We start from the raw sequence: 12,446 nt of genomic DNA on the forward strand, positions 1-12,446 counted from the left end.
GGATTTTGGTTAACGCAGAGGTGGTTGATGCACTATCCACAATCGTACACCGCTCACGTGCCGAGCAAAGGGGGAGGGCATTATGCCTAAGGTTAAAGGATTTAATACCGAGACAGCAGATTGATATAGCAATTCAAGCAAGTATAGGTAGTCGTATTATCGCTCGTGAGACTATTAAAGCCCTACGTAAAGATGTGTTATCTAAATGTTACGGCGGTGATATAAGTCGTAAACGTAAATTACTTGAGAAACAAAAAGCAGGTAAAAAGAGAATGAGACAGTACGGTAATATCGAAATTCCGCAATCTGCGTTTATTGCAGCTTTAAAAATAGGTGATGAATAAAACTTTTTTATTTTATATAAAGAAAACGCTAGACGTTATAATAAAGATTTGTTATAAGGAAGTATCTGAATCTTCCAGATGCTTCTAATGTTCCTCGGTAGCTTAGTGGTAGAGCAAACGGCTGTTAACCGTTCGGTCGCTGGTTCGAGTCCGGCCCGGGGAGCCATTCCTCAATTTTTGACAACTTTACGAATGAATCAAACGGCGAATGCAGCATAAAGTCAAGCTTTTTGCCTGTTAATTTAATTGAAAACACAGTTTTTATTAGGCGTCTTTTCCCCTCAGCATTCGACAAAACAAAATATTGATGTGCATTGGCAACTAAATTTAGTACATCTATCATTTTGTCCGTAAAACAATCATCACCTTTATTATGCTCTGCTATCTCTAACATTACTTTATCACGACGTGTTGTTAATTTATATTTATCTTCTTCGTATTCTTCATTTGTAAATATACCGTCTAAAAGTTTACTTCTAAGCTTATCAAGGCTATTTTTTACTGATAAGCTCTTTATTTCATTCTGTTGTTTTTGTGTTATAATAATCTTTTTCATATTTTACCGATTCTTTAACACTTTTAATTATTTTGCTCAATAAATCAGGCTCAATATACATTGATGCAAAAACTTTTTCTATTTGTTCTATAATTCTTGAATAACAATAGGCTTGTAAATATGAGGGTAGTATTTGTTGCCTTTTTTATAATGTATTACTCCGTGATAAAAAGTATTATTTAATATTTTATATCAGGCAATGGGGCGTATTAGATGTGTTAGTTAACCCTTATGTACTTGGTACAAGCGACAGTATAAGAATAAGATTTATGTAGGATATATTGCCATAAGACATCCTGAATCTTTTGCCGTTGCTAGGAAATGATCAACTAGCTTTTCTTGCTGTTTCCATAGTACGAATACGATTTTAATATGAGGCCATTCATTACGCTAGGTTAATTTTAAATCATATCTTGCTTGTAAATTAATCCATAACTGGGCTAAAGTGTGAAAATATTTACCTAATCTCAGTGCCATATCAGTTGTAAGAGTTCGTTTGCCATGCACTAGCAACGCCAAGTAAGAAATCATCGCCTATTCAACTATCAAAACCGACAGTACTGCTGGTTGAGTTAGATTTATAACCGCTTAGATTATTTTGTGCCTTTTGAGGACTATTGTCGACAAAAGGACTAGCCCACGTACCGAAATCTACTGCTGTCTCATCACCGGCAGAAATAGAGAATATTTTTAAAGCCATAGATACGGAAGAAAAGATAAGGGAGTTGTTTGATAAAAATTATCAAGTTCAAGAAGAAAAAATTGATAATATAGTTAAGTCACTAAATGAAGAAAATAAGTTTGCGATACTTCGCAGAAATCTAACTAATAAAAGTACCTCAGAAATAAAAAATATAGTTGAGAAAATAAACAGAATGCAAGTTGATATAGGTAAAATATTGTTACTCGGTAGTGCAGGAATAGGTAAAACCACGTTAATGCATTATCTATCTTATAAATGGGGAAAAGAAAAACTATGGAACAATAAATTTGATTATGTATTTTAGCATCAGGTTAAAGGAATTGTTAAGCTGGACAGTACGTTATGGTACTAATATAGATGACGATATACTAAGTTGTTTTGTCCATTATTGTTTAGATTCTAACGATATAAAACTTGAAGATATAAAAAGCATACAAGATAAAGATAGGATATTATTACTACTGGATGGTTATGATGAGGTAGCGTTTTTATCACAGAGTAATCATGATTACCGAGAGATTATGGATTCGGTATTTCAGTATAAAAATATCGTAATGAGTTCTAGGCCTAATGCGGTTATAGTGAGGGAATAGAGCAATATGTACATAAAAATTTTAAGTATGATAAAGAGCTTGGAATACCATTAAAAATCTTTATTGGCCAAATAAAAGAAATATGTGCAGTGCCTATCAATACTGCATTAATATGTTTGGTTTGGAGCGATCAAGCCATAAGGGATAAATTTCAAAAAAAAACAGTAATCAAGATTTTAATATAAGTCGTTTATATAGTGAAATAATAATTTGTTTTTTTCTAAATGCCTATTATTAAGCCAGTTTATTATTTCACTATATAAACGACTTAAATATAAAAATAAAACTGAAGTTAATAATTACTTAAAAAACAAAATGAGTTTTTTAGAGCAAATAGCTTATGAGTCGTTTGTTGCAAGAGGGAAGTGAGTAGAGAACAAAGTAGTAGAAAGCAAGAAAGATATATTAGATATAGACGAAGTTATAGAACAAGGGCTATTAAGAATAGAAGGGCAAAATTTTCAATTTATTCATTTAACATTTCAAGAATATCTAGCTGCATGTTATTTAAAAAATCAGTTAGCAGATAACAACACAAAATATACAGCAGCAAATTTTATAGGTGCGCATCGAAACAATCCGAAATATCTAATGACTCTGAAGTTTCTAGCAGGGATGGTAAGTAATGAAAATAATCAAGAGTTAATAGAAATATTTTGGAAAGCTGTAACATGTAGTGTGGATAGGATATTAGAGTTAGGGATTGAAAGAAAGATTATACTATTAATGCATTTATTAGCTCAAAGCAACATTAACGGGAAATTTGATAGTAGAATACCGAATTTAAAACAAATACAAAATTTAATAGATGAAGTTGTGCTAAAAGATATTACAGGTTGGGAACAACATATAATAGACAGTGGTTATTTATCGGAAGCGATTGTTAAAACAGTAAATGAAAAATTACAAAATAAAAAAACTGACCCTCAAGAATTGAAAAAAGTTATAGGCATCATCACAGGATTAGCAAATAAGAAATGAATGGGGCAGTAAAACAAAAATTTATAAGAAGTTAACAAGCCTATTAGAAATTAAAGATGAACAATTACAAAAATTAGCCCCAATATTAGATGAGACGATAGATAAGACAGTATTATGGGAAAGTAAAAAAAATAATACTGTTATTAAATAAAAAGGTATTAAATGAATATGTAAATATAATATTGATTGAAATAATTAATATTATGCCTAATTTAGATATTAAAATATTAAATCAGGTAAAAAAAATTATACAACAAATACTTAGTTACTAAAAGCTTAGTTAAGATAGTAAATACAACACCTAATATAGCACCCAAGGCATTTAATGCACTGCAAGCATTATTTAATGATCCTATAGAAAATTTCAAGTGCGAGGCAGTTTCAGTTTTAGTTGAAATAGTAAAGGCAAAGCCTAGTTTAGTAAAAGAAGCATTGAACATATTGAAAACACTAATCCGTAATGCCTAATGATGTCAAATTTGATACTGTGCAATGTTTAAAATCAGAATAACTATTTGGTAACCCTAATAATGAAATTTTATATCAAGCTACTTGAGAAGCTTAACTGAAATGCTAAGTGTAATATATGAACAATAAGCTTTAAATACATTGCAAGATCTACTAAATGATTCTAATATTTATATTAAGGTTACGGTTGTTGTAAGCTTATTAGTTAATATATATTGTACCAAGTTTAACATTAGCAATATTTAGTATATTGAAAGAAGTATTAAACGATCCCGGCAACGAAGTCAAAATTGTAGTTATTTGGAGCTTAACTGAAACAGTACGTATAAATCCTAGTTTAGTCCAAGAGACATTAAAAAAATATTGAATACACTACTTAATAACCCTAGTAATTATATTAAATTCACAATCGCCAAAATCCTAGGTTGGATAATACAAATAAACCCCAATATATCATATGACGCATCTAAAATACTGAAAAATTTATTTAGTAATTCTGACAAATCCGAGTCTGCTTTAAGTTTAGTTGAATTAGGAAAGGTAAAACCGGTAGAAGAAGCATTTAAAGTGTTCAAAGATATACTCAGTGACTCTTATGTTGACAGATATGCTAAGTATGCAGTTGCTGTAAGTTTAATTAATATAATAAATTTAAGATCATTTGATAAAGCTAGTTATAAACAAGTTAATAGGTTAATAAAAATAATTGATCTACATAGAACTCAAAATTTTGATAAGGATTTATATTTAGAAATAGACGCCCAAACCTTCTACACACAATAACCGATTACGTTACTCAAGAATATGAAAAAAGTAAAAATCCTGAAGTAATAGAATGGTTTATTGCGAGTTTTAACGAATTACCGAATATAAGCGAAACGCAAATCTTTTTAAAAGAAGTATGTAAAAGCATATTAAAAAGCGGTGTGATAAATGAGTTGAGTGTAAGTTTATTTTAAATGGTATAAAGAAATATAATTTTACTTTTACGGTATCGGTTAGTAAAGCACCAGGAATAGAAGGCAAGATAATATTTGAAGATAGAAACTATGAAATATTTACAACCGATAATTCAGCAAGCAAAATAGTAAGTTTAGAGGAGTTTATAAATAAATTACTTGCAGAAACAGACGATCCGTTAGCAGAACAATATAAAATAAACCTATATAAATTTGGTGAGGATAATTTAAAGAAAATAGCCACTATTTATCCAGCAGAAATTAGCACAGAACTAAGAGGGCAAATATTTAACGAATTAGCAGCCCAAGAACAATGTGATTGCTTTATTAAGAATGAAAAGCTTAAGCCTGAAGAAGAAAAACAGATATTTAAACATAGTAGTAAGATGAAGTTTGCAAGTGAAATAATTCAAGATGCAAAAATAAGGTTGAAAACCAGTAATTTTAAATTACTAGATGCCGGGGCCAAGAAAAGATTGGATGCCTATGAAATTAAGATAGATAGCCACAATAAAATACTATAGTGGAACAATACAAAAGGCAGAAATCTTTGAGAAATTGAAAGTTTAGCACAAGAAAGCCCATTATTATACGATTACTGTAATGCATTTTATTGGAATATAAAAATATCATAAATGCTTGCTGTATTGCTGAAACTAAAATATTTAAAAATAATATTAATGAGCAAGAGGGTATAATAAAAATTTTAGTAAAAGGTATCGATTTAATAACGCAAAGTTTCTTAATAGATATATTAACAGATTTGATTTGGCTTGCAGTATAGTAGCAGCAAGGCATGAGAGAAAGCATGGAAATAAAGTAATTAGTATAAACGATATTATTCGCAATAAAATTGGAATGGAAGATTTAGACGATAACTTAAAGAAAATAGTTATTATTAAAACACAAGAACGTAGAAACGAAATAATAAATCTCTCAAAAACACCTATGTCACATTCTGATTCTACTAGATTTCGAGCTAATATAAAAGAATGAGGTAATGTAGTTAAAGAATTTGGACTTTTCTAAAACTATAGAAAGACATGATCAGGATAATATAGCTGTGCAACTAGCTTTAAAGGACTCTATTTTATTTATTGAATCTTTATATACAAACCGTGATGATATATTGAATGAAAAAAGTGATATCTTTTTTAGAAGAAGATAATATAAAGAAGAAAGTTTTTGGCAGATAAGCTTTATACGGGATAAGCAATAACAGCATTAATAAAACATAATGAAGTTGCTTAAATACCAAAAGGTTAAAATTATTATGCTTCTTCAGGATTAAAAAGCCATTTATTATTACAATTTTAATAAAAATAAGAAATGACTTTTATGAAAGATTTAAGCTCTTGGAAAGAAAAGTTTGAAACTTGCGTTTACGCAAAAAACTATTAGACAACATCGAATATTTAAATGCTAAAGTAAAAAATCCTGTTGATATAGAAGAAGTTACAAAAGGTATCTACTACGCTCGCAAGTATCACGACTTACAAATACGTCAATTAGGCAATCCTTATTATTCTCACCCGATTGAAGTAGCGATTATGCTTGCAGAGTTTGTAGCCGAAGAAGCTCCTAAGCTTTATAATGTTATTATGCTGCAAGTTGCTTTACTGCATGATACTATTGAAGATATAGCACTGACTGAAGAAGTAATAACTATTGGACCAGAAGTAGCAAAGCACGTAGAGGGTTTAACTAGAATAAAACCTTACGGAAAAATAAGTAGTGAGCAAGGTCTGAATTTGCTAGTTAGACAAAAAAGATATGATACTTTTTTAATAAAGTTCTTTGACAGAATGTATAATTTACAAACTTGCGGTGCTAAATCACCTGAAAAAATGAGGAAAGTTTAATTAGTGTTGTAAAAATTGCTGTGTATATAGAGGCACATGCAATAAAACAACAATTAATTAAACTGTGCTACAAATAAATTTTGATGAATAATTTCTGCAGGGCTATAATTAACAGTATTTTTAATATATTAACAATAAATATATGATACATAAAATGCTACAGGACCTGTACAATCTAATAAAAAAACGCTATAATAGTTTTAATATTACTTTTATCTTCTTAGGATCAATATTAGCTTGTTCTAAAGTTTTTCTTAAATATCGTTTAGCATCCACAAACTCCGGTGTCTCTATAAGCGAAGTTCTCCCGATGACTCCTACTATAGTGATTCCAGCACCGATTAAAAAAGCTATACGTCCACTAAAACCAAATGAAGTAACTAAAGAAGCTAAGCATAATGCTCCAAAACCACCTAATATACAAAAACTATCTAAAGTTGCTACAGTTGGATATTGTACAGGTGGTTTAATAAATTCAGTTAAATATACATCTGCTCCTATTACTTTCCCCATTTAGGACATGCCTTGTGCCATAAGGCATGCTATCATAACCCATGTAGCTACAATTCCTATTTCATCATAAGCTGAAGATTTGCCATAATAAAACAAGCTATAGTCATAAGCAAAGTAGTTATTATTATAGTTGATTTTCTTCCTATATTTTATCACCAAGCCAACCAAAGATTAATGCTCCTATCAGTCTCAATACATATGTTGAACATAATGCAGCTGCTTCATAGATTAGAGCAGTCTGAGGATCAACTTGAGCAAAAGCTCGTTGAGAAGCACTGCTGCCATATGTACATCATATGTACATATAAATATAAATCAAAATATTCAAGAAAAGTGCCAATAGACAAAATTTTGTCAATATAATTGCACTAGTTTAAAGTGGTATGTCTGTGTACCTGAGCATTCATCACAAGCCCAAAGCCGATTAGCATGGATGCAATCATTGTTCCGCCATAAGAAATAAACGGTAGTGGTACGCCTACTACGGGAAGCAAGCCCATAACCATAGCTATATTAATAAATACGTGAGTAAATAAGATTGAAGTAATACCTATTACCATTAATTTACTAAAAATCTCTCGGCAATTTGTGGCAATTAATAAAGAAATAGTTATAAGTGCAAAATATAATATTAGTAAAAACATGCCTCCTATAAAGCCGAACTCTTCAGCGAAGGTAGCAAAGATAAAGTCAGTTTGATGTTCGGGAAGAAAATCCAAATGGCTTTGGCTACCTTGATTTAAACCGCGTCCAAATAGGCTACCTGAACCTATAGCGATTTTAGACTGAATAATATTATAACTAGCACCGAGCGGATCATGTTCGGGATCTAAAAAAACCATTACCCGTTTTTTTTGATAATCATACATCATATTCCAAGCAATAGGTAAGCTAATAAGAGCAGCAAGACCTAGTATTATAAAATATTTTATTCTAAGACCTGTCGCAAAAAATATAATTACCGAAACAATTAAAACAATCATTCCCGTACCTAAATCTGGTTCTCTAATTATTAGAAAAGCCGGTATTAAAACTCCTATAATCGGTATAATAACTTTATGAAATTTTATAAGATCATCAATTGTTAGTGAATGGAAATATCTAGCAAGCATTACTACAACGGCGATTTTTATCGGTTCGGAAGGTTGAAGCTTAACTATACCGATATCAATCCATCTTTTACCGCCCATGGCAGTTGAGCCAAAAAGCTCCACGGCTACTAGTAAAGCGAGTACGCACAAATAAAAGATATACGATAACCTAAATATTATGCGTAAATCAATTAATGCAATAATAATAGCTAAAGGCAAGAATATACAAAAATTTATAATTTGTTTGTAAGCCCAGGGCTGCAAATTACTATTTGCTGCAGAATAAAGCACAATGAAACCAATACAGCAAATTAAGCTAATTAGTAAAATTAAAGTAATCGGTAATTTTTGTAATTGTTCTAGATAATTTTTATGCATTGTTTTTGTATTCAGTAGAGGTGTTGTATGTCATTCCTGCAAAAGCAGGAATGACATAACAGGATTTCAGCCACAAATCTGCTAACTAAACCTCAACATCAAACACCTTAAAAATAAATACTAATTCGTCAGCTATCTCTTTCAGATAATCAAAACGACCGGCAGAACCTTTATGTCCCGTATCCATATTTGTTTTTAATAATAAGGGATTATTGTCCATTTTTAGTGCTCGTAATTTTGCTACCCATTTAGCAGGTTCCCAGTAACCTACACGTGGGTCGGATATACCGCAAGTAACGAATAGAGCAGGGTAGTTTTGTGCTTTTACGTTATCATAAGGGGAATATGATTTAATATATTCAAAATATTCTTTCTCTTGCGGATTACCCCACTCATTATATTCCAAGAGAGTTAACGGTAAGCTTTCGTCAAGCATGGTACTCAAAACATCAACAAACGGTACATGCGCGATTGCTGCTCTATAGATTTCCGGTTTTTCATTGAGTATGTAACCGATTAACATACCGCCGGCACTACCGCTCATTATTACTATATTGTTGTTACTTGTATATTGCTCGTTAATTAAAGCTCTACTACATGCTATGAAGTCTTCAAATGTTCTTTTTTTGGTTAAAAACTTAGCAGCTTCATACCAATCATGACCTAGATCATCGCCACCTCTAATATGAGCAACTGCGTAAATAAAACCGCGATCGGCAAGTGTTACTGCTGTATTTCTAAAATTGACGGGCATAGCGATGCCATAAGCACCGTAACCCATTAGATATAAAGGATTTGAACCATCTTTTTTAAATAAAGATTTTTTATAAAACAAGGTTATAGGTACTTTTACATCTTCATTATCTGCAAATATTCTCTCTACTTTATACTCCTCCGGGTTAAAGCCTGAAGGTATTTCGTGGCTCTTTAATATCGTTAATTTATCGCTATTAAAATCGTAGCTATAAGTGGTATTGGGTCTTGCTAGAGAAGAGTAATCTATTCTGATATCGTCTTCCTCAAAGTTTGTAGAAAAACTACTTGCTTGGAAACTTTCGTCGGGAAAATGAATTGTATTTTCTTGTAAATCTTTAAATCGCTTTATTTTAATTAGCGGTAAACCTTGGTCACGATAGTTTAAGATTAAATAATTATTTGTAACATTAAAGCTTTTTAAATATTTGTCTTGTTCTTCCTTAATATAAATATCATCCCAATCATCCCAGCTAGTATTTTCAAAATTATTTACCGGCAGTTTTATAACATGGAAATTTTTAGCTTTATAATTAGTTTTAATATAAAAATAATCGCCATTATATTCTATTTCATAGAATATTTTGTTTTCTGCAGCTCGTACTAATTTAGGCGTAAAACTATCATCCTGCATAGAAATTACGTAAATTTCATTTTCATTATGATCGCCTGAATTTATAAAAATATATTCATGACTTGCTGATTTCTTGCAGCTGATAAAATGAAGAGGGTTTTTTACCTCGAATATTAATTTATCCTGAGTGACCTCTTCACCTAGACGGTGAAACATTACCTTATCCCAGCGTTGATTCTCATTAATAGTAATATAGAAAAAGCCGTTTAAGTGTTCATGCCAAATTATAGTAGGAGCTACAGCTAAATCTCGATCGCTTGATACAAGCGAATTTTGCGCCATTCGCCTAGGCTCACGTACATTTGTACGTTCCGCAGGCTTGTCCTGAAATTCATCTTGTCTGAAGCGATCGAGATTTAGCTGTACATTGCCTAATTCATCAGGTAAGTATTTTTGTTCTTTAAGGTTATATATTTTGATATTATATTGTTCATTACCTGTAAAATTAACACTATAAGCCATTAAATTGTGATCAGGTGACATTGCAACTGTAGCAACATCAGTAAAACTGCTATTTGGAGCAAGAAGGTTGACATCTAATATTACTTCTTCTGCTGAATCCATATTATTATGCTTTCTGCAATATATCGGATAATTTTTATTCTCCTCTACTCTATGGTAATAGTAATAATCTTTGTTCTTAACATAAACCGATTCATCGTCTAATTTAACCCGTCCTTTTAATTCTTCAAAAATCTTTTCCTTATCGTGTTGCAGATCGGCAAAGAAATTTTCGGTATATTGATTCTCAGCTTTTAAATAATCTAAAATTTTAGAGTCTTCTACATTTGGCCACTTAGGATCACGCAGCCAGTGATAATCATCGTTTATTGTTGCTTCGTGAACTTCAAAGCTGTAATTTTGTTTGTCTGTTATTGGTGGTTTCATGTTTTTTATTTTTTTGTGTTGTTATACCTAAAGTCGTCATTGCAAGGAGCCGTAGGCGACGCGGCAATCTAGTAAAATAATAAAAAAATTCTGTAATCAGAATTGTTTACTAGATTGCTTAGTTGAAACTTACAGTTTCTTCTCGCAATGACGATTTTGGTATCTATACAAAATGACATCGAATTATTGTAGTGTTAAAATCAAACTAATTAATAGGAATAATACAATCAATATAGCAGTTTGCTGATTATGCCAAGCAGATATTTTACTTAAAATATTATCCCAAATAACCTTAAAATTAAGATATTCTGCCGCATCTTTGTTATTGTCTGCCGTTTCTTTATATTTATCGATACTGAAATATATAAATTTTTCAATATATTGGTATAGGTCAAGGTTTATGTTTTCTGTCGAAATGCGTGGTATTTTTCTAAATATTAAAGCCAATAACAGTGAGATGGCAAGGATCACTAGCTTAAAGTTAGCAGTATGTGATATTTGAATAGGGTAGAATAAACATATGCATAAAGTTATGATGCAGAAAGAGAGGTAGGTTATAGTTCTTATGTAATCCCCGCGAAAGCAGGAATCCAGAAATATTATAAAGCTTTTATTTTTAAGGTTTTTACTGGATTCCTGCTTTTGCAGGAATGACATAAAGAGAGATGGGAATGACGTAGAACTCTCCATCAACAACCCAAATAATACGGTACAAGTCGCTATCTTGGAAAATAGCATTACACTATTCTCGTTTAAAATATTAGCTATTTCATCTTTAATATAAGAAGAACTAATAGGCAGTATAGATGTATAGATCAATATACTAATAACAAATCCGCTTAATAAAATAAAGTTAATTTGAGTATTCTGAAGATCTTGGTAATTTTTAATATCATACTCATCTTCTATATAAGCGAAATATAAAGCAAATAATCCGTTATATAATATATGTATGAATATAAAGCTTGTAATAAGATAAGCTATATTTGGAGAGTTTATGCTAATAGCCATTAATATAAAACCAAGCTGTGATACGGTAAGATAACATATTAATCGTTTAAGTTTTTTTTCAATTAGAGACAAGACTAATCCGTAAATGATCATTGATATCCCAAAAAACTTTAATATCTCAAGACCGCTAAATAATTTTAAAATGATAATTAAAATAACTTTAGTAGTAAAACTAATTAAATATACAATACCACTACTTGAAGCTATAGGATAGCAATGAACCACCCAGCCGTTTACAAAAATAGCTGAGGCATTAATTAAACAACCTGCAAGTATGAATATTGCTGGTAACTCAAAATTATTTACTGATGCCGTTAAAGAAGTAAAAGTCGTATTACTTGTTGTTTGGATTAGAAGAGTCATACCGATTAAAATTAGCCCGCTGCTGAATAAATGAGTGAGGAAATATTGACGTGCCGGTTTTATCTTTAATTGGTCACAAAAAATAATTATGCAGGCAAAAATCGTCATGAATTCAAGCGAGATTATCATGGAAATAAAATCAGCTGCAAATACGCATATAATAGAGGATAAACAGTATAAACTACCGATTAAGCATTCTAATTTTCTATTTTGGGAAATTGTATAAAGATTTAAGATAGCAGTAACAATTAGAAATGCTAGAGCTATTAGCTGATTTTGTGGATGAAAATCAAACATAAGCTCAAAATTAGTAAGCGGAAATGTACACTTGGTATTTTGAATAAACATT

General features: G+C 30.9%; 11 protein-coding genes, 1 tRNA gene and 2 pseudogenes. 9 read left to right on the plus strand and 5 right to left on the minus strand.

What is annotated here, in order from left to right; translation table 11 throughout:
• Both BG75_RS09525 and BG75_RS02410 read left to right on the plus strand, forming a co-directional pair.
• A pseudogene (locus BG75_RS09525) lies at nt 1-344 on the plus strand (elongation factor 4); the annotation flags it as partial.
• Nucleotides 345-435: 91 nt separating this feature from the next.
• A tRNA-Asn gene (locus BG75_RS02410) sits at nt 436-510 on the plus strand.
• 928 nt (nt 511-1,438) lie between these two features.
• On the opposite strand, the gene BG75_RS10525 is transcribed toward BG75_RS02410, so the two are convergent.
• On the minus strand, nt 1,439-1,588 hold the full coding sequence (locus tag BG75_RS10525; protein ID WP_368072217.1) for an autotransporter outer membrane beta-barrel domain-containing protein: 150 nt from the start codon (nt 1,586-1,588) through the stop codon (nt 1,439-1,441).
• Between BG75_RS10525 and BG75_RS09530 the strand changes: the two genes are divergently transcribed.
• The 7 genes and pseudogenes from BG75_RS09530 (at nt 1,518) to BG75_RS02445 (ending at nt 6,466) form a co-directional block, all read left to right on the plus strand.
• On the plus strand, nt 1,518-1,907 hold the full coding sequence (locus tag BG75_RS09530) for an NACHT domain-containing protein (RefSeq protein WP_252903589.1): 390 nt from the start codon (nt 1,518-1,520) through the stop codon (nt 1,905-1,907). The genes BG75_RS10525 and BG75_RS09530 overlap by 71 nt on opposite strands.
• Nucleotides 1,908-1,923: 16 nt before the next feature.
• A complete protein-coding gene (locus tag BG75_RS09535; protein ID WP_252903590.1) occupies nt 1,924-2,196 on the plus strand; it encodes a hypothetical protein in 273 nt (90 codons plus the stop codon).
• 591 nt (nt 2,197-2,787) lie between these two features.
• Nucleotides 2,788-3,177 (plus strand): hypothetical protein, encoded by a 390-nt coding sequence (locus tag BG75_RS02425; RefSeq protein WP_062811318.1) that lies wholly within the window; start codon nt 2,788-2,790, stop codon nt 3,175-3,177.
• An 831-nt stretch (nt 3,178-4,008) separates the two neighbouring features.
• On the plus strand, nt 4,009-4,428 hold the full coding sequence (locus BG75_RS02435) for a hypothetical protein (protein WP_252903591.1): 420 nt from the start codon (nt 4,009-4,011) through the stop codon (nt 4,426-4,428).
• A gap of 789 nt (nt 4,429-5,217) precedes the next feature.
• Complete coding sequence (locus BG75_RS08185) at nt 5,218-5,388, plus strand: hypothetical protein (protein WP_156468964.1); 171 nt, start codon at nt 5,218-5,220, stop codon at nt 5,386-5,388.
• Nucleotides 5,373-5,600, plus strand: coding sequence for a hypothetical protein (locus BG75_RS09540; RefSeq protein WP_084777194.1), 228 nt, complete (start codon nt 5,373-5,375; stop codon nt 5,598-5,600). The genes BG75_RS08185 and BG75_RS09540 overlap by 16 nt, the downstream gene beginning before the upstream one ends.
• A gap of 342 nt (nt 5,601-5,942) precedes the next feature.
• Nucleotides 5,943-6,466 (plus strand): annotated as a pseudogene (locus tag BG75_RS02445) (HD domain-containing protein).
• A 189-nt stretch (nt 6,467-6,655) separates the two neighbouring features.
• Here the strand turns inward: BG75_RS02445 and BG75_RS02450 are convergent.
• From BG75_RS02450 to BG75_RS02465, 4 genes are all read right to left on the minus strand, one after another.
• On the minus strand, nt 6,656-6,979 hold the full coding sequence (locus BG75_RS02450) for an MFS transporter (RefSeq protein WP_252903592.1): 324 nt from the start codon (nt 6,977-6,979) through the stop codon (nt 6,656-6,658).
• 368 nt (nt 6,980-7,347) lie between these two features.
• Nucleotides 7,348-8,448 carry a rod shape-determining protein RodA gene (gene rodA / locus BG75_RS02455; RefSeq protein WP_062811320.1) on the minus strand — a complete coding sequence of 367 codons (1,101 nt, stop codon included), beginning with the start codon at nt 8,446-8,448 and terminating at the stop codon, nt 7,348-7,350.
• Between the two features lie 85 nt (nt 8,449-8,533).
• Complete coding sequence (locus tag BG75_RS02460) at nt 8,534-10,723, minus strand: prolyl oligopeptidase family serine peptidase (protein ID WP_062811321.1); 2,190 nt, start codon at nt 10,721-10,723, stop codon at nt 8,534-8,536.
• Nucleotides 10,724-10,906: 183 nt separating this feature from the next.
• On the minus strand, nt 10,907-12,445 hold the full coding sequence (locus BG75_RS02465) for a proton-conducting transporter membrane subunit (RefSeq protein WP_062811322.1): 1,539 nt from the start codon (nt 12,443-12,445) through the stop codon (nt 10,907-10,909).
• Between the last annotated feature and the right edge of the window lies 1 nt (nt 12,446).

Source organism: Rickettsia endosymbiont of Proechinophthirus fluctus, from assembly GCF_001602635.1.
Lineage (GTDB): Bacteria > Pseudomonadota > Alphaproteobacteria > Rickettsiales > Rickettsiaceae > Rickettsia > Rickettsia rickettsii.